Source organism: Cytobacillus horneckiae (assembly GCF_002835735.1).
Classification (GTDB): domain Bacteria; phylum Bacillota; class Bacilli; order Bacillales; family Cytobacillaceae; genus Cytobacillus; species Cytobacillus horneckiae.
On record NZ_PISD01000012.1, the window covers coordinates 1 to 23,148 of the forward strand.

Sequence of the window (23,148 nt, forward strand, 5' to 3'; positions counted from 1 at the left end):
AAACTATTAGCTGGTTTAGCAATATAACAAAAAGACTTCCCATTAGTTAAGGAAAGCCCCCTATCGTTTAGTACATCTTGTTCACAAAATTTGATTATACTGCTCGATATTTTTGAACCTTGGTACTAATTGTTGCCAAAATCAGGTAGTGTAAGATCTTAATGAATTTTTTTCTTAATTATTGTTTGTTAATATTTCATAATGGTTGTTGACAACAAATTTTATTGGGTGCGATGTTATCCTCAAATACATGGCAAGTTTGCGCGTCTTCTTTAATCTTGATCATCCTCAATCAAGAACGCTGTTACTATTTTTAGACTTGGTGTTATATAACGTTTCCTTATGGTAATTTTTGTCATAGCTAAGCCTTGTAAGGAAGCAAAATAATAGAATGCCATTTCCGAAGCATTTTCCTGTTTAAATTGACCAAGGTTCTGACCCTTTTCGATTAATCGGGCAGTTTGGTTAAACATTACTTCACTTTGTTCGTTAAGATATTGAATTTGAGGAGAGGGGTCTTCCAGCGTTGATGATTGGTTCATAAGCATGAGTAGTTCTGCAAATGCATCATCTTTTTCAAAATCATTCAATATTTCCAGCGTAAACTGCCGAATTAATTCAATGGGAGACTCATCGCTTTGAAACCTTTCGATGACTTTTTCTAATCCTGTTGCAGCATAAGAAACTAGCTCATTAAATAAATCTTCTTTGGTTTTATAGTGTCGGTACATTAACCCGATGCTGATACCTGCCCCCTCTGCAATATCATGAACACTGGTAGCTGCAAACCCTTTTTTTGCGAAAAGTTTTATGGCAGCCGAATGTATTCTATTTCTCGTTGCAATTCTCATTGCCTCATATTGTTCTTTTGTTCTAGGCAAGAACTATACCTCCATTTCGCTCTACCCATCTACTAGAAGAGGTGCTCCTTACTTTTCCATATACCTCAACGACAAAAGGTTATTTATTCCATTTTTCTTAGCCAGCTTTTCTGGAAGAGGCTTTCTTTTGTATTCTTTAAAGCCCAGCTTTTTATATAAGTTCATAGCCGGAATATTCGTATCGGCAACCTCTTCAATAACGTAATTCTTATAAGGCGTATTTTCAAAAATATACTGGATGATTTGAGACGCTACACCCTGTCCTTTAAATTCATGAGCTGTTCCGACAAATTCAATCGAGCCTGTATTAGGAGGGAATTTTTCATAGGGGGCTTCAAATTCCTTCTTTAAAAAGATCCCTGCTATGCTTCCTTTGAAGAAGCCTAAGTGCTTTCTCAGCTCTTTTTTATTTAATTTTATCGAGAAAGTTTTCCCGTCTGTACATGCCGTCATTCCAGCTACTTTATCATTTGCTATGGCTACATAAAATTGATTTAAAACAAACATATGAGCAAAAGCCTTTGCAATAGTGCTTTTATCTTTGGAAAAATAGCCAAGCCATTGTGTAAAGCCTTCTGCAAAAATTTCAGAAATTTGTAGCCTTACATCTAAATCAATTTTATCCGCCTTTACAATTATAAATTTATTATCTCCAGATTGCATTAGCATTCCCCTTTCAATTTATAATGAATGAATATATTTTCATTATAAAACCTATGACCATACATTGTCAAAACCACATCTGGTTGGGATTATTGCCCTAGCCCATAATTTTAAGAAACGAGTGGCGGTTGACTGCCATTCGAAAGAGATATATTCGTCTAAAATACGTAAAAACCACGAGATGCTTCATCACGCATCTGGTGGTTTTTCTTTTAAGAAGGTGTTTTTGAGACAGCCCCTACTTCAAAATTCATTTTATAGAATCGTAATTGATCAAGCCTTTTTAAAACGGCTGTTTCATTAACAAAGTTTGATTCTAACATGCGTTTCATTAGTGCCTCTAATTTATCATTTTGTCATTGTGGAGGATCAACATCCTGAAAAATTGATTCAAAGCTTCTTTCTTTTCGTCGACCAATGATCATAAATAAATCACAATTATGCTTTCATTAGAATATCTCTGCTTCTGCATCATACGTCTAGTAGAGGTTGATTTTGAATTTTTCAGCTAGTAAAAAGAACCTATTAGAACGCTTTTCGCTGGTAAATAGCAGTGGTAATCCCCCAAGAAATAACATAGACGATTATGATTGCAATTGTCGCTCCTGTATATAAAGTCGGGACGGATAAATTAACGATAAAATCAGTTATTGCTGTTAAACGATCAGCTAAAAACAACACAATAGCCGGCCCTACACTTGCTAAAACGAGAAAGCTAATGATTACAACCATCGTAATATAACCTGGTTTAAGAATATAAAATAACGGAAAGGTAATCGAAGCAAATAATAAGAATAAACTACTGCCAATCGCAATATCATTCATCGTAAACGTTTTATTGAAAGCAAATAAGGCCAGACTTGTCACTCCAATTGCTAAAACCATATAAACAATAGCACCAAGATAGCGAGATGCGATAATTTCCGTACGTGTATATGGTAAAGAATTTAATAGTATATTTGTCTCTGTTTTTTCATCATAGGCATAGGTGTTAAAAGGAATAAAAATACTGGCAATGAGAAAAGTCAAAGCTGGATGTGCGTCCATAAAGATAAAGAATAAGATAAAAGGAATAAAGATGAATAGCTGCCTTTTCTGAAGTATGATATCACGTCTGATTAAATTAAACATGGTGCATGCCGCCTTTCAAGTAATACATGATATCTTCCAGAGAGGCGCGTTCAATGACAACTTTGTCTCCGAAAGTGTTTTTCACAGCGTTAATATTGTCCGTTAATGCTTCAAATCCTGTAGATGCACGATGAATATGAACAAAGTCCTTTTCCGTGTCTCTATCCAGCAGGTCCATTCCTCCTTTGACGAGTGCATAGCTTTCAGCTACTTCGTGAATGGATTTATTAAATACTAATTGCCCTCTTTGTATTAAAGCTATATAATCTGCGATACGATCTAAATCAGTTGTAATATGCGTAGAGAAGAAGATGGTACGATTGCCATCAAGCATTAATTCCTGTAAGAGGACCAACAACTCTCGTCTAAAAATGGGGTCTAAGCCTGCTGTTGGCTCATCCATAATAATCAGCTCTGCATGATGGGATAGGGCAATCGCCAATGAAGCCTTCATTTGCATCCCTTTTGAGAATGTTTTTATTGCTTTATTAAGCGGTAATTCAAATTGTTCAACATATTTTAAAAAAATTTTATCATCCCAGTGTTTGTAAGCAGGTGCAACTATTCGTTTTATATCTTTTAAGTTCAGCCCTTCAAAAAATACATTGCCATCGTATACAAACCCAATGCGCTCCTTGATCGCCTTTTCATGCGTCTTGTAGTCCAACCCGAAAAGCTTAACTTCACCGGCATCCGGTTTTAATAGATTCATCATCATTTTTATCGTCGTTGACTTACCAGCTCCATTTGCGCCAATGAATCCTGTTACAAAGCCTTGCTTCACTTGTAAATCAATATTTTCAACGGAAAAACCTTTGAATTTCTTCGTTACATTTTTTAATTCAACTACATTTTCCATTCATTTCACTCCTCATATAAAATCTTCAATAATTGCTGCAGCTCATCAAGTGACAGGCCAATTTCTCTGCTATTCGATATGACAGCACCCAGCTGTTCCTCAATGACCTTCAGCTTCTTCTCTCTTATAACCTCTAAATTTTGCTCAGCGACAAAAGATCCTTTTCCGACAATGGAATAAATAAAACCCGCCTTCTCCAATTCCTCATAGGCACGCTTTGTCGTTATAACACTTATTTGTAAATCCTTTGCGAGGTTGCGCATGGAAGGTATCGCTGTTCCCTCCTGTAGTTCACCTGCTAAAATAGACGATTTAATTTGATTCGTAATTTGTTCATAAATCGGCTCCTTTGAACTGTTGGAAATAATTATTTGCATGCCAATCCCTCTTCTTTATTTTTTTGAAAATATACTTGGAATAATGTACAAACCTGTCGCAATTAGTATAGCAATGACATGAATTGTCATGAACATATTAAAAAAAGGAAAGGAATAAGGGGTAATCCATTCACTAAAGAGCTTCGAGTCCAAAATCCATCTTCCTAATCTGGCAAATAATTTATCACTATCGTTCATGTTTGGCTCTAGGGAAGTGCCATCAACCGCGATAAAGATCAATTGAACAATTAAAAATATACCAATGGTAATCATCCAGTGCTTTGCTAAATTAAAATTATGTGTTTTTTCAATACCTGCCATTTGAATACCTCTCCTCTCATGCTTCATCATTTTGAGTATTTACTAAATACAAGTCCGATTTACATAAATACTCTCGTTTCTATATAATGTGTATATACTATATTCACATTATATACACACACAAAACAACATGCAACCATTTTTTTCAAATGACAATGAAACGGTCCACCTCTTACTGGTAGAAATATGTTTGTGGCTGGCTGGAACAATGATCTCGTATATAAGCTACAAGTTGGAATCGGGTCAATCCTTACGCCACCTTACGTTCTCCCCTGGCTGCTGTAAGCGTAAATCTAAAACAAAAAGTTCAACCAGTAATATCTGGCTGAACTCTATAATGCCACTGTTAGTTGAAGAATGGTCATACGTATAATTCTATTTAAGGACGCAGGTTAGGAATAACTAACTGCTTTCTTCATGAGGAATAGATTAAACACCAAAAACTGTTTGACCGCAACGTTGCGTCATGTATTAATTTATTGCGGAATCATGTAAGGAAGGGAGAAGATGTGTGATGCTGATAGAGGGTTTTTCTTTAGAGATGTCACATTAGAAATGAAGTAGACATCCTCTTAATTCAATATAAAAATGCTGTCATCTGACAGCCTAATAATCAATTTCTTTTATACATTTTTCTTAATAATGTTGTTAAAGCAGCTATTAATAAAACTATACCGCTATTCATCAACAAAATGTATCCTATTTGTAAACCATAAAACACTGCAAAGGGATCACGAATTATAACTATTCCTAATATACTCCCTGCTCCGCCAAATACTGCTGCTAGACATAATATTGTTAACGCAAAAAAATAGATACTTCTCTTTTGAAGAAACACCAACAATCCTATTATGTTAGCAATAATTATAAAAAAAATCATCATTATTGTGAAGAAATTCATTATTTTCTCCTTTTATAAGGTCATAAGTAATGACTTAATTCTCTTTATCATTATACAATAATTGGAATTTAAGTGTTATAAATATTTATTATAATAAAGTATTATAAGAGCATTCCTTATTTAAGAAATGCTCCCGATAGTTTAATGTGGAATGTCCATAGAATGACAACCTCATAAAATTATTTTTCTATTATCTGAATTAGGTTACCGCATGTATCGTCGAAGACAGCTATTGTCATTTCACCCATTTGTGTTGGTTCCATAGTAAATGTTACGCCTTTCTCCATTAATTGTTTGTACTCTTCATGAACATCGGCTACGCCAAACATTGTCGCAGGGATGCCCTCTGCAAATATCTTCTTTTGATATTCCTTGGCGGCAGGATGAGCACTCGGTTCGAGTAAAAGCTCGGTACCGGCTTGATCACCAGGAGAAACGAGTGTTATCCATCTATATTCTCCGGCAGGAACATCCTCTTTCTTTACAAACCCTAGTTTTTCTGAATAAAACTTCAATGCCTTGTCTTGATCTTGAACAAATATACTCGCAACTATAATATTCAATTTGCTGATTCCTCCCTTGTTAATTGTGACAGATCGGTTTAGGAAAATTTAGTTATTGTATACAAAACACTTAGGTAAATTGGCCAGACAGCCGTATACCTATATTAGGATATTATTCTATCCATCCATTTAATAAATTTTTAAGTGGTTGGTTGTTAAATACAATAACTCGATATTTCCCCTTTCTTTTTGATTTTATTAGCTCCGCATCTTCCAATGCGGAAAGATGTTTAGCAATCGCCTGTCGTGAAATGGAAAGGTTATGCTTCATAATGAGACGAGCTGTAAGTTCATACAATGTCAGCTCGTTTCGTTCTGATAATTCGTCTAAAATAAGCCGCCGAGTCGAGTCGGCAAGCGCTTTAAATATGGCGTCTTTGTTTGAACTCATATTCGAATTATATGCAACTTTTAAGTTGCTGTCAATTAAAAGCAACCATAAAGTTGCGTGTAAAATATCGATTTAATTCAAATTTACATGTTTAATGTACATAAATATATTTTAAACTGTTTGAATATGGTAAAGCGTGTATGAACCAAGCTAAGTTTATAGAACAACAGACTCAACATTCAGAAGAAGTTGGTTACAAAGCAGTTCTAACACAAACCAAAAACAAGTGGCGTAGTGCTAATTATTAATATTTAAAAGTGTTTCGATATCATTTGGAACTTACACTTATAACGAAGTATAGGTGAGCATCTCCTATCTTATACCAGACCATCTTTTTTTATCAATGCAACATCAATTCGACTAACTCCGAGAAAGTGAGTGACTTATATGTAATCCCCTTTGAACTAACTTAAGGGTTAATTGAAAGTAGTATAATATCTTTTTACTCATTTTGGATTTTTCTCCATTCTCCATTTTTCCTTAATTATAAAAAAATGCACCCTATTGGTAGACTTTTTTTACATTAAAACTTGTAAAGTGACAATAAAGTTATTTAATTTTAAAACCTCAAACAAGAATACCCCCGTACTAAATTAGTACGGGGGTAAAATATAGTTGTTTAATCTATGATGTAAGATACTACACTGTACTTAAAAATATAACAATAAAGTCGTTTAAAAATCTAAGTGATCTTCAACTTTTGTGCTTTATTGTTGAAGAAGTTATTCATTCCCTATATCTAAAAAAGTTTTTGATTGCATCCATACGTATTTTATGACTACAATCTTCGCAACAAAAAAACTTAGTCTTATTTTCCTTAAATAGTTTATAGTTTATTGAACCTTCGTATACTCTAAATACTTTTCTACAACTATTACAGAGTACCTCATAGTAAAACATATTATCCTCCAAAGTAACACATTACTTTTTAGTTGATTTATCGAAGATTGTAACCAATTCTCTAGTGTATTCCTGAACATCTAAATGAGGCTTTCTCGTTAATTCAAGGGTGAACCCGTCAACGGCACTTCTTATTGTTAACGCCATCACCCTTGCTGATGATTTGGTAAATTCTCTGAAAACTCCTTCTTGCATCCCTAGAGTAAGAATATTTTCAATTGGAAGTAAAATAGCTTCATCAAGTTCTGCTGCAAACTGAAGTTTACCATCAGCAGTTCTCGTATTAGAAACCATTTCTATAACAGCGAAAACATGCTGCCGATTTTGATCTATGAATGTAAGATTGGATTCAATATACACCCTAAGCATTTCTTTAGGAGATTTTTGGGCTTCTATTCGTGGAAAAATATAGGTATGCCAAGCCTTATAGTATTCGATAGGTATTTGTTCCATTAATTCCTCTTTATTTGCAAAGTGATAAGAAATAACCCCCTTACTGATTTTTGCACGTTTTGCAATTTGTCCTAAAGATGCTTGAGCGTAACCTACTTCTGCGATTGTTTCAATCGCACATTCCACAATTTGAGCTCTACGGGCTTTTTCGATGAATGACATTACTTTTTGGTTAGTTGGTTTATTTTTTTTACTCATGTTCCTATTTTAGTACAGTCGTACTAAAAATTCAAACGAAAAAACCATTTAGATGAAGATTATCTAAATGGTTTATGAATTACCTTTATAAAAGTATCCTGCCCGTTTGTTGAATAGCATAACTGGCGTTTTTTAAACAACTTTATTATTTTTTATACGACTTTATTGTAAATTAAACAACTTCATTGTTACTTAACATCACTTGTGGGTTTTGAATAAAGTTTGATTAAAAGAGTGCTACGAACATTGATTATAATATAGAAGAAAGCCATTCGTTTTGAACAAAGATTGATCAAAATGTATGCCTTTAAACTTTATCAAGATTAACCTTTTATAAAAAAGATTGATTAAAACTAGATCTTTTTATTCTCCGAGAGACCGATATTGTTCAGATTGAATCTCTATGGCTTCTCTAGTATAAGATTGTATTTTGATATATGCATAATCATCTGAGTTTAAATTCATTTTTCTAATTGATAGCCTAGCAAAATCCGAATCATGGGTACTAATCAGGACTTGCCTATTCTCTACTGAAACTAAATTAGACAGAACATCTATGAAAGAATATGCATTAATATCATCTAGATTTTGGAATGGATCATCAATTCCTATTACATTTAGTCTACTCCAATTTTGAGATTTATTTAAAGCTAAAAATATGCTCATTGCTAATATAGTCGATTGTGCAGCGCTTAAAGTAAGACTGGCGTTTACAGAGTCTTCTATGTCGCTTTCGATATCTACAGCCCCAATTTGATTATCTTTTAAAAGTATAAATAATTCATTTTTTTTCGTTATTAAATTAATATAGTTAAAGTAAGAATGCGGTGAAATTTGTCTAAAATAATTATTTATTGCTAAGGATAGACCATTCAAATATTCATTCACTAAAGAACTTTGTACTTGAGTATGATAAGTAAATAAATTTTTCAATTGTTCATCCATTTTGACATATTGATCAACTTGTTTTTGTAATACTAGATTTTCTCGGTCATAATTATTAATTTTTGATTCCATCTCTCTTAATTTAATGTCATCCATATATTTTTCTATTGTTTTTAAAAGATTTCTAGCTTTAAACCTTTCATTTTTTAACAAACTAATATTTTCTATAATGAAATCTAATATCTCGCTACTATTTAGTACCAGTTTACAATTAACCATCTTTTCTAATTCACTTTTAATTTGGGCTAATTGCTGCAACTTTCTCTCTATAGCTTGAATAATCTGATTCAATTCTAATATTTGTTTATCGTACTCTTGAATTTTTATTTTAGCGCTATTAATATAACTTTCTATTTTATTTAGTTTTAATTGTAGCTTTCTTTGGTCCCCAATAAAATATCTGTAGCTATTATGCTTTGCATGGATTTCTTTCTCTTCTTCAGAAATTCTCTCTTTTTTTAACTTCAAATCATTCAATAAATCTAATCCTTTTTTAATCTCAATAAAGCCATTATATTTATTATCATTATTCTGTTTATAATTTTGTACTTTTTCTATTTCTATTTGAATTTGCCCGATATCTTCTATATCAATTGAATTATTAAGACGCATAACTACAATTTTATTTTGTAAGTCTTTTATTTCTTTTCTCACGTTATCTAATTCCTGCTCAGAAACTTTTAACTCTTGTTCTGCTAAGTTTTGTTGGACATTCAACTTACTTTTCTGAACCTTGTATTCATTTAGATCTATTTCAAATCTATTTACTAACTTTTTCGAGTTCTCTAACTGCATACGTATAGAATCTTTTAATTCTTCATTACTACTAAAAGTAGACCCACATACTAAACATTTTTGTTCATCACTATTTATCAAATGAGTTTGAACTTCATGTATAATCGTATTTATTTGGGACTCTAAATTACTCTTTTTCTGATTATTTAAATCTAAAATTTGCTTATCAATTATCTTAATTTTATTTTGCAAATCATTCACAAGCTTATTTTGGGGGGTGCATGTCGTTTCTAACCTCTCTGCTTTACGTGCTAATAAAACCAATTGGTTCTCATATTCCAAAACATTATTTTTCTCTAATAATTTCTTTAAAACATCATTATTTAATCTAAACTTTTCGATAAAATCAGATATTTTTTCATAAGTCAAACTTACATAATCTATCCCTAAATTATTGGAGACGATTTCCAATTTTTTGATGATATTACTAGTATCTACTTTTATATTTTCTCTTTCAATTTTCTTATCATCTAAATAATTATTAGTTAAAGCAATATTTCTTAATTTTTCTCTTATTAAATCAGCTTTTTCTATACCTTTTTCACGTTTGAACTTTTTCCCTTTTAAAGTATCTATGTTGTTCTTATAGTTTATTATCTTTTCGTTAAACTCTATATCATTTACATAAAGCTCTTTTTGTTCGATCTCAAATTTTAAAAAGTCGAACCTCTTTAGTTCATCTTCTATAGATTCAATATACTTTTTTAAATTCTCATATTCATTTATAGTAATATCATGAAAATTTTGGAGACTATTAAATGATTTAAGTGAATAGTTCTGTAAGTTTCCACAAAATGTATTAAGTTCTTCTAAAATTTTCGATTTTGGTTTATTCCCATCTCTTTCACTTTGTTGCAATTTTGGTCGGTATTCTGCATTTAACAACTCTCGTTTGTGCTTTAAATCTTCTTGTTTTGAAATAATATGATTATATTCCGCCAAATACTCTTTTTTTAACTCTTGTAAATAATCCTTAAAGTCTTGTCCGTATCTTGTTAAACCCAAAATTTGTTCTAACTTAGAATATCTTTCAGTCGGTTTATTACCTCTAACAAATTCCTCTAAATTTTCCTGAGATAAAATCAAGGTTGATTCTATAAATGAAAGTAAATCAATAGAATCAAGTAAGTTAGCATCATTTACTATCTTCTCATTAACTAACAATTGGACTATTTCTTTTTGTCCTTCTCTTAACCCTATTTGTTGACCGTTTATAAATAATTTAGTGGAACCATTCTTTTTAACAATTCTTTTAATAGTTAACTCTTTCTCACTATTAAAAAATATTTCAACCGATGCTTCGTTCACGCTACTTAAATAAGCATAACTATTTATAATATAGTTAAATTGTTGATGTTCAGACGAACCCACATATCTAGAAATCTTTCCTGAAATAACCCAATTAATCGCATCAAAAATTGTACTTTTTCCATGCCCATTCGGTCCTTCTACTACGATTACCTTTTTATTTGAAAAATCAAACTCATGTACCCCTCTAAAAATGCGAAAATTGTTTAATATTATTTTTCTAATAAACATTTTTAATCTCCTATTTCTAATAAGCTTTCTATTTTTATTTTGCTGGCCTGCTTATTACTCAAATAATTATTAAAATAATCATTCATTACTTTTTCTAAACTTAAATTTCCTTCACCATCAATCTGCTCATTAAATTTCATAATTCTTTTTTTAAATTTTTCATCAAAGGCAAATGTATCGCTTTCTGGAGCTATTTTCATTAAAAATGGAATTCTATTTAAATCATCTACATCTTTTAAAATATATTTCTTACAAATCAACTCGTTTTTTTCTATCTTATTTATCTTTAGCCTTAATTCAATTTCATCAGTCTTAAAATCTAAAACCATAAAAAAATATAAATTATTAAGATATTTTTTAGGGATATGATATAATGCACTCGCAATGCTTGCTTGATCTTTCATTTCCCAATCTAATAAAGAATTTTGTGTTCTGTATTCTTTTAACATTATTAACCTTGTATCACTAGCCCAAATATTTATATTATGCTCTTCAAATTGATTCATAAGCTCTGATTCAAATTGATATTGCTCAAACCTTTTTAATTGTAAAAAATCAATTACTGTTTCAACCTTCAATGTAATTCTCCTTCAATTTATTTACTATTCCATCCAAATATTCTTTCCATTTTGGCAGTAGCTCATTGTGTTTAAAACTCTCTAAATCAATCCCTTCATCCTTAAAGCCTTCAAACAACTCCTCTACTTCACCCACATCAACAAAACGCATGTTATCAGGTACATCTGTAATTTTATGCATATTACTATTTGTACTCGTAACTTTAAACATATTTGAAATATTTGAGGCTGTCGGATTTACAACATCTTTTTTTGTTCCTATAAGTAAACAATATAAATCTATAGTAATTTGCCTTGAAATATAACATTCATTTAAGCTGAATTTTATTTTTTCCATAGATGTTACTTTATTCGAATTATTTCGGGCATGATATAATGTAAAAAGAATGTTATCTATCACACTTGATTGCCCCTCATGGAATAACAGTTTAGCCGTATTGTAAACTTCCGAATGTTCTTCATAAAAGACAAGAAAATATATGATAAACCTTAATGATTCTTTTAGATTGCTTTTAATATCACCATGTTCAAAATCCCACATCGATAGATTGTTATTTCCATTAAATATTTTATTAAGAACTAATACACAATATGTACTATTTCCTCTATTACTCTCTGTAATATGTTCATTAACCCATTGCAATTCTTTAAGTAATTCGGCTTTTAATTTTTCATTAGCAAATTGTTCCTTGAACTCTGACTCTAAATCCAATATAGCCCTGTTAAAGATTGCCCAAGCACTATCGTAATAAGAACGCTCACTAATTAATTCTTTTGCTTCAGTAACCCATACTGCTATTAAATATTCAATCTGTAATTTAGTTATTATTAATTCATCTTTTTTTATACGATCTTCATTATCTTCATGACTATTGGATATAACAAATGCAAACATTTTTTGAAATACATATTCTGCTATAGATTTGGCTCTAATATCAGTAATAAAAATTGTTTCTTCAATCATGTCTATAATGTTTTCATAAAGCTCTCTTGTTGAACCAAATTTATTTATATAAAGCTTTTTTAAATAGTAGTCAATTTCTTTTTGTGAAAAGTCCCCGAACCCAAAACCTAAATTTTCAATTGGCTTTGAAATAGCTGCTTTTAATTTATCTTCAGAACTTATAGCATCTTTAATTTCAAAATTAATATTCCCAGTATAATTTATTAAATTAGACAAACTACTCTGTTTAGTATTGGTCACTATTTCAAATTGAGGGTTGTAAGTACTTTTATCAACTTCTTCAATTAAATTAGATTCTAAGAAATAGTCATAGTTCAATATATTCTTTTCCACCCAACTATTAAAATGTAACTTTGGTTTTTCAGGGTCTTTTAAAGATTTTCTTTTAACAAAATCATTGGGTGCATGAGATTTAGTTCCCCCTTCTTTTACTGTTTTTACTTGTATAAATCGAATTTTATTTTCACCAATCAAAGTTATATCATCAAAATATTCTAATACTACTGAACTCCACCAATTATCCCGCTTTTGATATATCATAGATACTATATAATACATCGATACATAATATTGATAGACAAATCCTCTCATAGCTGTTAATCCGCCTAAATCCCTGAATTCCCCAGACATAAGACTACTTACTATTTGCTCTTTATGTAGTAATATCTCTTGTTTTTCTTGTTCTTCCAAATCTGTCATATAATTTTCTAAGGTACTTTCAATTTTCTTTCTCTTTATGTCTAATGTTTCTAGCATGTAATTCCCCTCAATATTTTAATTAATTTATTTGCTAAGAGATTAGCTCTATGCTGAGCCTCTTTCTTACCGTGCTTCAACGTTGAAAATTTTATTTCATTAAAACTCAACTGCTTTTTATCCCATCTCCCATTTATTAACTAGCCCGCTTAAAGTTTGTTTATAACAGTAATTTTTATCCTGCTGCATCTTTAATTTACATATTAAAGTAGACAGTGCCATATCTTCACGCTCAACTTCAATTACACTCACTACTTTGTTTGCAAACAAGACAATTTCAGCAATCACATACTTCCTTTCAATAACACCATCATTCAAATAAACAAACCTTTTTGTATCAGAAAACTCCTTTAAACTCCCTTGAATCACATTTATCGACTGCACTTCAGAATAAATTTCTAATACCTTTAATACTTTAATAAACTCTCCCAATTCTCCTTGTACCTGAAAATCGTAAAGGGATTTATTTTCTAATCCCTTAGCAACCTTATTTCCACCAACATCCGAGGTCGATCTTCTACCTTGATCATCAATAAAATATCTTTTCGTATTTTCATCCTCAAAGTTACGCTGCTTATTAGAATTCCTCCGTATTTTTGTTACTTTCGGTAGCTTCACATATTCATGCACTTGATTATCCATTTCAATCAAATCAAAGTTATCCGTTGCACCTTCTACTTCTTCATCAAGAGTTAATTCATTTTGCTGGCTGCCATTATTGCTTTTGCTATTGAGAGTATATTTTTTCGCTTCTCCTGATTTCTCAGTTTGTAAGATTTCTGGGTGTGAAAATGAAATTTCACTATAAGGAATTTGTTTATTCTTAACATTAGTGATTCTAAGGATTGTGCCACCATTTGAAGTTGGTTTAACAATCGCTTTAATTGTAATTGGCTTTGTAAATAACCAATCAAACTTTACGATCCCTGTATTGATAAATGTGTAGGCTACATTTTCAAATACTCTTCTTAAATCTTGATTAGAGAATAGCCAAACTAATTGATAGAGAAAATTATCTTTTGTGTATTTACGATGAAACAGTGATGAAAAATCTAGATGAATTTTATTCGCTTCGTATTGCTCAATAAAATATTGTGGAAAGGAATTTGTTTCAAAAAGCCGATAAAGTAAAAACCGATTTGGTGCTAAAATACTTCGTACGACTTCAATCAACGGAAGAATATAGTTTTTGTTATTAGAAGAAACGATAAAGCTGCGTGATATATCCTTATCATTTGTGCCGTAAATGCTCCATTCTTTCTCGAAATAGCTTACAGTATTAGGATAAATGGTCATTTCAACTTCTTCTGTACCTGCTGGTGCGATACTTTTACTAATATCGCCATTCATATAGTAATGTTGGATTGCTAATGCCGGCAACGTTCCCCAATCTGCCAATAGCTTTTCTGTTTTTCCATTAGCTCTGAAATATGCATAAATCATAATTTTTTTAGATTGCCAAAAAGGAGAGCTTATCCAAATTAATTGTGCTTTCTCTCCATTTTTAAATGGCCAATTATCTAATTTAACTTGTTGTTTGCTCATCGTTCTTCACATCCTGCTTTTGCTGCACATAGTTCTCTAAATATGGCTTAATCTCATGGAAATGATGCGATTTCACTGCTGCTATTCTCTGCACCTTCCATAAAATAACTGGCTCATCCTTCATTATCATTCGGTCAATTACTATACAACAACGGCGAATTTGAAATTGTTTAACAGATTCTGTGATCTCCGCAAGTAGCCTTTCTGTTTTCGGTAACTTATCTATTTGTAGTTCTAAATTTGCTAATATACCAAGCCTTCTACCGATTAAAGAAAGTGTAATACGAATAGGTTTCTCTAACTCTAATAAATCTTTATAAATCCTTTTAATTTTTACTACATACTCTTGATCTCTTTTAGACCAATCAACTGTTATAGTAGGTTTCAGTTTCTTTTGATTAGAAGGCAAAACATCCATCAGCCATTCTTTATCATGTCGATATAAGAAAATGTATTGTTTCTTACATTTCGCACGTAACGTAGTCCGAGATAATTGTGAAAACTCTCGAATAATCTCCACAATGTCCTGTTTATACTTTGCCATTAGCTCTTGACTTGATTCCGACACTTCTTTACTTATTTCGATATTATTCGGTAAATACCTTTTTACCGTTTTAGAATCTGCACCTATTTCTCTGGCAATTGCCCTGATACTTAAATCACCTTCAGCTAGTTGATTTAGTCTCTCTTGCCATACATGTCCAAATTGTTTTACTCTACCTATATGAAAACAGTCTTCTGGTGATTTATCAGGACCCTTTCTAGCATAAATAAAGCCGCAAGCGCATTTAAAAGTGCCAATTGGAGCATTTGTTTTAAAATCTCTTGTTACTGCAACAGATGGTAAAACGAGCTTCTGATAATGCGATGCAGCTCGGTTTAAACAGGGAAATGGTCCTTCACCAAACGGGCCTATATCAGCCTTTAAATCTATGAAATCATCTATATCTTGTTCTAAAAAATGTAGCATTAATAAATGTCGAAAAGGATGTACGTGACGCTTCATATTTCGTGTAAGTACCTTTAGCCAATTATATTCATCAGCAACATACACTACACTTTCATATTGCGCTAAGAGATCAACAGGCAACCTTTGTTTAAACTTTTTATAAAGTTCTTTTTGTCGAATACGGTTAGATGAGGTAACCAATTTTAAATCTCTTAATAATCCTCGATATTTCAGTGAAACTTCTTGCCTCGACAATGAATGCAATGGTTGCTGCAATAACTTATATGCTTGCTTTGCTAACTGGATTTTTATTTCTGCATAAGGATCAACTTCATAAATACGTGCTAAATCCATCTGCTCTATTTCAAATCGTATAAACTCAATTCTGCTCACTACATTCGGAGTAACTGAGTATTTCTTTAACGGCACTTCATGATGTGGACAATAATCAATTCCTTGTAGCTGATGTTTTCGATGAATGTACGGCTCACCATATTGCTCTAGATCTCCTTTTGTACATGACGCACAATAGTACAGACCATCCTTTCTACAGATGCTCCCTGCGACCATACCTAATCTCGCATAAAGTCCTTGTCCATCATTAGCAACATCCTGAATAATTTCTTGCTGCCGATTCTTTGAAAGGAACATAGCATAATAAGGATAAATCGTATGATTAGCTAAAATGGTTTCGATAGAGTAATGGGAACCTAGCTTTTCTGCCAATATAGAAAAATGACTACCAATCTCCACACTCGGAATCACAGAACGACTGCCAAACAACTCTTCCAACGTATCTTTACAATCAAGATTGCCACTATAAAAGTGATAACGTGCAATGGCAGAATACAATAACTCATCTGGATATGGATTTGTGAAGAAGGGTAGCATATAATCACCTCTTAGTTTTACATATGAACTTTAGCCAAATAAAAGATTGGCATTAATATCATATCCTGCGTTTTTTAATTCCTTAAATAATTCTAGATGCCATCCGTTTCCTGAATCATAATTTATATATACAACTCCAGATATATCATTAGGCTTCTCTACATCATCTTTCACTAGAGCACAAACATTCGATCTCCCTAACTTTCCAATCAAATAGCCATGTTCAAAAATAACATTTTGTCTAGCTCTGGCATTAAATTCTTCATCATTTTTTGCTTTCCCTAAATCACAAGGTGTATATAAAACAATTCCAAAACCAACATTTGAGTTATTTTCAATTTTCTCAATAATGGTTGTGCCTCCACTTGCTTGTTCATGTAATATTATTGGTTGTAAACCCAACCTTTCTAAAAATCTTGCCACAGATAACTTTACAACCTCGTCATGTCCATGCACGATAAATACTTTATTTTTATCAAACTCCACATCGGATTGTTTCTTTTTTACAGCTTTACTCATTTTCTCCCTCGCTTCAGAAATTATTTCTTTTGTTATGTCCTTTGTATGTTTATCTCCTCCTACAATGTGCTCTTCTGTTGTGAAAAAGAAAAAACCTGGGGGATTGTTGGAATTTTCAATTTCAGCCAATTTTTTAACTGATTCATCTGTAGTTTTTACAACTATTCTTACTACATTTTGAGCCTCTAAAAAATAGCCATTAAATTGAAGTTCATCTTTATTTAAATATGGTAGGATAACATCTTCTATTATTTGGTTTCTATCCGGCTTATCAAACTCAAATAATTCAAAGTTCTCTTTCGCTCCTAAGATATTAGTAACTTCCATAAACACTTGATATAGCATATAAATACCTTCTCCCTTACATTCACTATCTAATTTATATTTTTAATAAAATTCAATTAATGGGCACTTAATATACCTACTGGATTTAAGAATCTCATAAGAATGCACTTTCTTTGATTCTGCATTTTTTTTTATAGCTTTCAAAGGTAGTATCTTATCATTATGATTATCTTTCAATTTCACTTGGTGCTCTTTCCTTTGATTTAATTCTATTGCTTTCTGAACAATTTTTAGCTTCAAATCATTATATTTAGTATCAACAGAATTCCCTTCAACTATTTTTGTAGTTAAATTCCTAATATCTTCTATATTTAAAGAATTAAATATCCCCAAAGCTGCAACCTCAACACTCAAACTCTCAACCATTTCCTGTCGCTTATACTCCAGCGTATTTTGGCGTTCTTTCATTGCAGCTTTCACTTTACTCTCGTACTCTGTATTCCTTTTATGATTGATCATCAGCTCATCTAGATTAATCATAATATCCTCATATTTATACATCGCGGCAAAATCATTTTCACGAATCGCTGTGAGCATGGGCTGAATGATTTTCATATCCTTCTTCGCAGTTTGCTTCAACACTTTAACCGTAATCTTTTCATCTGAATTATTCTCATCAAATAACGCTCGTTCTTGGGCAAGTATAAATAAATTTACCGCTACCGAGGTAATGCCCTGACATTCTTCATAAAAGGCTTTTTTCACTTCTTCCGTCAGCTCCGAACGCTTTTTTAAACATTGCAGCTCCCAAAGCGTTTCTAAAAAGAACTCCCATTCTTCACTATCCTCAGTCATACGATCCCAAATAATTGCTCCATCACTTGCAGCACGTCGAGCTTGTCGGAAATTTCCTTTAAATAGTTGTTGCGCTTTTGATGTACCAATTAAAACTGTTGGAATGCCTACTGTATTCGAGAGGGTAACGAAGAAGTTTAGCATTTCCTCTTGGTCATTTTTCGAATGTAGCAGGTGCTGGATTTCATCAATGACAAGTACACCAATTCCATACATGCTCGCTAGCGTAGTCATGTGTAGAAGCATCGTAGACGTAATACGATTTAAGTAACCAAACTTCTCTAAATAACGTGTACCTAATAAATCATCAATCGCTTTAAAGAAACTCTTACAGAGAGTTGATAGGCTTCCATCATACGGACAATCGATTTTCAGCCAGACAATTTGCGTACGATTAAACAGCTGCTCTTCATATGTATCGTGCTTGATCACCTGTGGATACATTAACAGCAATCGTTCAATTGCCGTTGTTTTACCGATACCTGAGATGCCAATAATAGAAAGGCTATCTGCGGTTGAGCGAATATAGTTTAAGCGTTTATCAATATATTTATGTGCTTGTTCCTCGTTCTCACGTAGTTGATGTAACAATCGAATACGCTCTAAAAACGTTTTATCTAATGGATTGCGAGCTAAGTAGCCACGACGAATTAATGTTGATAATCGACGCTCTACTTCAAAGTGAATTGGCAAAGGCTGAATAAAATTTTTCACACGCTTAAGCACGTGGTATCTAATATTCGTTTCACTTTGCTTGTCCTGCTGGCTAATACGTGGTGTCACCATAAAACGATCCAATACTTCATCTTCTTCAAAAATTGGTGGAAGAGCTTCGATAAAAGGATTATGTGCGTATTCAGTAAGGGATTGTGGCTTATACATGGCTTCTTCCATCTCACCTTTTAACACAGCGTTATTCATCTTTTCCAAATTCCTCAGCTCGCTTCTTCTTTAATTTATTCATAAGACGTGAGCCAGATTTCTTTGGCGGTTCTTCAGTTTTCATAGGGAATTCAACAACTTTTGCTACTGGTATTTCAGGTTTATCGACTAAATCAAATTTCTCATCTTCTCGATTCAGCTGTTTCTCTACTGCCCGATTAACTTTAATATCACGAATTTTTTCAACCTTCGTCGTATTCGTAGGAACTGCTTTCTTTTCCTTTATTGCCTTTTTCACAATTTCTTCGATTGCTGCATCTGTATTGATTATATTTTCTCTTTGTTTATTGAGTTCCTCCGCTTTTACTTCTTGTAAAAGCTGTTGGTAAAACTCAATTTCCTCTAACGTATCACCTTTGTATTGTGCGCTCGTATCTAATAAATAACAGACATCAAAGCTGCGTCCATCAGTATGCGGAATATAAATTTGATCCATCACTCTTGGGTCATATACAATGTCGATGCTCTTATTCTTAAGCTTTGCATACCACTGCTCATTAATCGCCTTTTCAGAGCCATAAAATAACCCTTTAAATTTAATTCCAGCTCTAGTAATACGTGCTTTTCCTTTAGGTAGCAAGTTAAGTCGGAATATATTTTTATCCGTAATTGTTTGCAAACGACCTTTTTTGTTCGCAATTCCCCACTCCCAAATGTTAATAGGTGTAGCAACTAAGCCACTTGCAATCATGCCTTTTTCTAACGGGTATTTCTCAATGATTTTCTGGTTATGTTGCAGAACGAGGTGAATAACGATTTTTGTGAACTCTCCTAAGTTGAGACTAGCATCTAATCGATAATCTCTGTCGCCACGCTCCCTATATTCCTTTTGAATGGCTCCTGGTGTCTTGCGTTTGATTTTGCCGTTAATTGTGCCAAACTGACGTTCAATTATCCCTTTTAAATCACCACGATATGCTGAGGTATTTTCGATTTTTATGTTGAAATTATTAATCAAACTTCCTACTGTATAACCTTCAAATTCGCCTCTATCGGCAATAATGATTTCCGGTAAATGCTTGGCTGGCCATTGTGATTCATCAATTTCTATTCCACACTCACCACAAAACGATACTTTATCTGTAACCATATTATCTAGTGCCATCATTGCACCAGCCCATGACGGACCTTCTAGCCCTACATACAGCCCAGTGAACATTCTTGAATACACATCGATTACACCATACACGATAGGTCTACCAATAATTAAAGACCGATCAAAAGAGCTCACTAAATAAATATCAGCAATCGTCGCATCGACTTGGAATCGAGTACCCGGTCCATCTGTTTCTAAAGTTGAGTTACTTAAAATCGGTCTATGTTTTAAATCAAATTCTTTTGTACTTTTTCGTAATGAAATATCCAATTGTGGATTTTCATACTTTTTAAACCAGTAGTAAAACTGGTTATATGTCGGAATACGTGACGCATCCCATACTTTATATTTCACTACACTGTTTTCGGTATATTGATGGGAGTAAAATTCGCGTAGCAAATAATCATATGTTTCCGCTAACGTGATTTGTTCTTTCTTCCGGTAATACTTTTTGATGACATGTTTAAATTGCTTCTTCACTTCGTCAGTAATATTAATCCCTTGTTTCGTATCATCGGATAAAGCATACGTGCGTGGTCTACCTACCTTCACATTCGATAAATCACGTTCTTTACCTTTGCCGCCTGAATAAATGTAGTCAGGCAACAATGCGTTTTTATTTAAGCCTCGCTGCCAAAAACGAGTGAATATACGCTTTACCTTTAAATTACTTAAATTAAATGCTTCTGCAATGGTACCAAAACTTTGCTCACGTAATTTCTTTTCAAGAAGCTGTAGTTTATGTTTCTCCCACGTATTTGAAACAACATGCCAATCTTCATCACGTTTTTCAATTTGCTTAGGCGTTAAATCTTTATCCTCATAGCCAACCATATAGGGGTCTAATATCGCTAATAACACACCAGCTTCTATCTCGGCTTCTAACGTTTTTATATCGCTTTTTTTCGGCATTGAAGTATCACCATGCAGTTCTACATAATAAGCGATGGGATCGTCGATTTCGATGATTCGAATACGATTTTTATCTTCTTTACTCACGTATTGGTATACCTGATTGTAAAAAATCATATTGCTCTCACCTTCTGTGAATAATCTTTTCGAATTGATTTGATTTCAATAATCTGATTCACATCTAGTTTATGCATCAAATCAATTTCAATCGCTTTTGTAATAACTAGATGCTTGAACAACGTTAATCCACTTCCAGAAGGAAGGTTAAATACTTGCTCTAATTGAATAGCTGCTTCTCGTACAGTTAACTCATACGACAACAAATGCGTAAGTAAATACACACTGAACATATCTAGATCTTCTTTTGCGAAATGCTGAAAATCTTCAATATGGCTTAAATCAGCATACGCATGTACAAAGGTAATATTGAGTGCCATTTCTTTTGGTACTTCAAGCTCTGTTACGATTCCCCAATCGACACCTTGACGTTGCCAATACTCACGTTCAATCTCGAACTTTTCAATTACACGTTCATCCATTAAATCATCTTTATATTTAAGCGTTCGTGCGAGATTTACAGATTTGCCGTTATCTAATTTTGTAACAAGAAAATCGGTTGTCATCACAATCGGCTCTTTCGTTTGTGGATGCACTGGATGTTTGATACCAAGTTCATCTGTAATGACGATTGTTTCTTCAATCGGGAGTAGTGGATATTGCTCTCGGATATCCACTACTAAATCGGAGTATTCCAATAAATAAAAGTAGTTTCGTTCCAAATCTGATAAGAATTCATACTGTCGAGGAATTTTAATTCCTTTTAAACGCGTTGAACGACCTAACGAAGATACATCCTGAATGACTAACCAAGGCTTATAATCAACACCCATCCCTTGCCCGTGACCATTTTTCTGCTTCTTCTCTGTTGACGATACACGTTTACGTTTGGACATAAACCTCCCTCCCTTATTTAGCGATAAATCGCAATTGGTAAAACTACAGCTGAAGGCCCTTCAACACTTTCATTAAATTCTTTTGGCAATGGAGTAACTTTGTTTTTTCTGCGTTGCTCTCTATTCGAAAATTTTCTTTCAATTTCTTTTAAATCAAAAAGTTCCATTTTCTCACCTTTAGGTATTAAACGTTCTACCTTACAAAGCATCTTAAAATCATTTCCTACTATATCAACCTGGTCTTTCATCAAATGTTTTTCGTTTAAATATGCAATAAAACTGTAAATAGCATCGCGTGTGTTAACTCTTATTGGAATACCATTTTTTTCTTGAATTTCTTTCAATTTGTCCAACATAAAAGTTACTGTTTCAACCTCTTGTTGATCAATTACACCTAATCCACTACCTACATTTCCTATATATTTTGCCTCCTTTACTAAATCATATATTTGTGTGAAATGAAGACTGCCTCTTACCTCTATAATTTCATCCTCTTGTATCAGAATCTCCCATAAATCATTATCAAACGCATCTCTTTGATCTAAATCATTAGCGATTAAATAATCAATTACTCGCTTAAATTTTATTTCAGGCGTTATTTTTCCTCTTCTAGTAAACTCTTTACCTGATTTAGAGTCTCTCCCAGCCTCACCAAATCCCATTGCCTTTGCTTTACCTTGAACAGTTGTCTCTTCTCTTTCTAATGCAGATACTTCTTCTTCAATATAACCTTCAATATAACCTAAAAGATTATCAACGTAATCTGCATCTAAATAATAAAAATCTCTAAAACCTAGCTTCATTCCCTATCCCGCCTTTTTCAGAAAAATAAAAAAATAACCTCTTACGGCTATAATACCGAAGAGGTTATTTTTTATCAAACTTTATTATCTATTATCAATCTTTATTTAAAATTATCGAACTTTGTTATAAATTATCAATCTTTATTCTAATACGACATCACTTGTTAAATGAGAATAAAGTTT

20 protein-coding genes are annotated in these 23,148 nt (G+C 32.6%); all 20 read right to left on the reverse strand.

Features of this window, described 5'->3' with window-relative positions; genetic code table 11:
• Window positions 1–272: 272 nt before the first annotated feature.
• Complete coding sequence (locus CWS20_RS06520; RefSeq protein WP_066192530.1) at window positions 273–881, reverse strand: TetR/AcrR family transcriptional regulator; 609 nt, start codon at window positions 879–881, stop codon at window positions 273–275.
• Window positions 882–929: 48 nt separating this feature from the next.
• Complete coding sequence (locus CWS20_RS06525) at window positions 930–1,544, reverse strand: GNAT family N-acetyltransferase (RefSeq protein WP_066192528.1); 615 nt, start codon at window positions 1,542–1,544, stop codon at window positions 930–932.
• Window positions 1,545–2,069: 525 nt separating this feature from the next.
• Window positions 2,070–2,675, reverse strand: a complete 606-nt coding sequence (locus tag CWS20_RS06530) for an ABC-2 transporter permease (protein ID WP_066192526.1) — start codon at window positions 2,673–2,675, stop codon at window positions 2,070–2,072.
• On the reverse strand, window positions 2,668–3,534 hold the full coding sequence (locus CWS20_RS06535; RefSeq protein WP_066192524.1) for an ABC transporter ATP-binding protein: 867 nt from the start codon (window positions 3,532–3,534) through the stop codon (window positions 2,668–2,670). Before CWS20_RS06535 ends, CWS20_RS06530 begins: the two co-directional genes overlap by 8 nt.
• 5 nt (window positions 3,535–3,539) lie before the next feature.
• Complete coding sequence (locus tag CWS20_RS06540; protein ID WP_066192522.1) at window positions 3,540–3,911, reverse strand: GntR family transcriptional regulator; 372 nt, start codon at window positions 3,909–3,911, stop codon at window positions 3,540–3,542.
• Window positions 3,912–3,926: 15 nt separating this feature from the next.
• Entirely contained in the window at window positions 3,927–4,232 is a 306-nt protein-coding gene (locus tag CWS20_RS06545; RefSeq protein ID WP_066192520.1) for a YfzA family protein, read from the reverse strand.
• A 613-nt stretch (window positions 4,233–4,845) separates the two neighbouring features.
• On the reverse strand, window positions 4,846–5,133 hold the full coding sequence (locus CWS20_RS06550; protein ID WP_241504148.1) for a 3-isopropylmalate dehydrogenase: 288 nt from the start codon (window positions 5,131–5,133) through the stop codon (window positions 4,846–4,848).
• A gap of 179 nt (window positions 5,134–5,312) precedes the next feature.
• Window positions 5,313–5,696 (reverse strand): VOC family protein, encoded by a 384-nt coding sequence (locus CWS20_RS06555; protein ID WP_066192516.1) that lies wholly within the window; start codon window positions 5,694–5,696, stop codon window positions 5,313–5,315.
• Window positions 5,697–5,808: 112 nt separating this feature from the next.
• Window positions 5,809–6,087 carry an ArsR/SmtB family transcription factor gene (locus CWS20_RS06560; protein ID WP_066192513.1) on the reverse strand — a complete coding sequence of 93 codons (279 nt, stop codon included), beginning with the start codon at window positions 6,085–6,087 and terminating at the stop codon, window positions 5,809–5,811.
• Window positions 6,088–7,008: 921 nt separating this feature from the next.
• Window positions 7,009–7,638 carry a TetR/AcrR family transcriptional regulator gene (locus CWS20_RS06570; RefSeq protein WP_066192509.1) on the reverse strand — a complete coding sequence of 210 codons (630 nt, stop codon included), beginning with the start codon at window positions 7,636–7,638 and terminating at the stop codon, window positions 7,009–7,011.
• Between the two features lie 363 nt (window positions 7,639–8,001).
• Complete coding sequence (locus CWS20_RS06575; RefSeq protein ID WP_066192508.1) at window positions 8,002–10,917, reverse strand: ATP-binding protein; 2,916 nt, start codon at window positions 10,915–10,917, stop codon at window positions 8,002–8,004.
• A 2-nt stretch (window positions 10,918–10,919) separates the two neighbouring features.
• A complete protein-coding gene (locus CWS20_RS06580; protein WP_066192506.1) occupies window positions 10,920–11,495 on the reverse strand; it encodes an ABC-three component system middle component 1 in 576 nt (191 codons plus the stop codon).
• A complete protein-coding gene (locus CWS20_RS06585) occupies window positions 11,485–13,215 on the reverse strand; it encodes a dsDNA nuclease domain-containing protein (RefSeq protein WP_066192504.1) in 1,731 nt (576 codons plus the stop codon). The genes CWS20_RS06580 and CWS20_RS06585 overlap by 11 nt, the downstream gene beginning before the upstream one ends.
• 117 nt (window positions 13,216–13,332) lie before the next feature.
• Window positions 13,333–14,760, reverse strand: a complete 1,428-nt coding sequence (locus tag CWS20_RS06590; protein ID WP_241504149.1) for a Tn7-like element transposition protein TnsE — start codon at window positions 14,758–14,760, stop codon at window positions 13,333–13,335.
• Window positions 14,741–16,600: a TnsD family Tn7-like transposition protein gene (locus CWS20_RS06595; RefSeq protein WP_066192503.1), complete on the reverse strand. Its 1,860-nt coding sequence runs from the start codon at window positions 16,598–16,600 to the stop codon at window positions 14,741–14,743. Before CWS20_RS06595 ends, CWS20_RS06590 begins: the two co-directional genes overlap by 20 nt.
• A 30-nt stretch (window positions 16,601–16,630) precedes the next feature.
• Window positions 16,631–17,464, reverse strand: a complete 834-nt coding sequence (locus tag CWS20_RS06600) for a TIR domain-containing protein (protein ID WP_066192501.1) — start codon at window positions 17,462–17,464, stop codon at window positions 16,631–16,633.
• A 42-nt stretch (window positions 17,465–17,506) separates the two neighbouring features.
• Complete coding sequence (locus CWS20_RS06605) at window positions 17,507–19,180, reverse strand: ATP-binding protein (RefSeq protein ID WP_083957221.1); 1,674 nt, start codon at window positions 19,178–19,180, stop codon at window positions 17,507–17,509.
• Window positions 19,173–21,326, reverse strand: coding sequence for a TnsB C-terminal domain-containing protein (locus CWS20_RS06610; RefSeq protein ID WP_066192496.1), 2,154 nt, complete (start codon window positions 21,324–21,326; stop codon window positions 19,173–19,175). Before CWS20_RS06610 ends, CWS20_RS06605 begins: the two co-directional genes overlap by 8 nt.
• Entirely contained in the window at window positions 21,323–22,162 is an 840-nt protein-coding gene (locus CWS20_RS06615; protein ID WP_066192494.1) for a heteromeric transposase endonuclease subunit TnsA, read from the reverse strand. The genes CWS20_RS06610 and CWS20_RS06615 overlap by 4 nt, the downstream gene beginning before the upstream one ends.
• Window positions 22,163–22,179: 17 nt before the next feature.
• Window positions 22,180–22,965, reverse strand: coding sequence for a DUF6414 family protein (locus tag CWS20_RS06620; RefSeq protein ID WP_066192492.1), 786 nt, complete (start codon window positions 22,963–22,965; stop codon window positions 22,180–22,182).
• Between the last annotated feature and the right edge of the window lie 183 nt (window positions 22,966–23,148).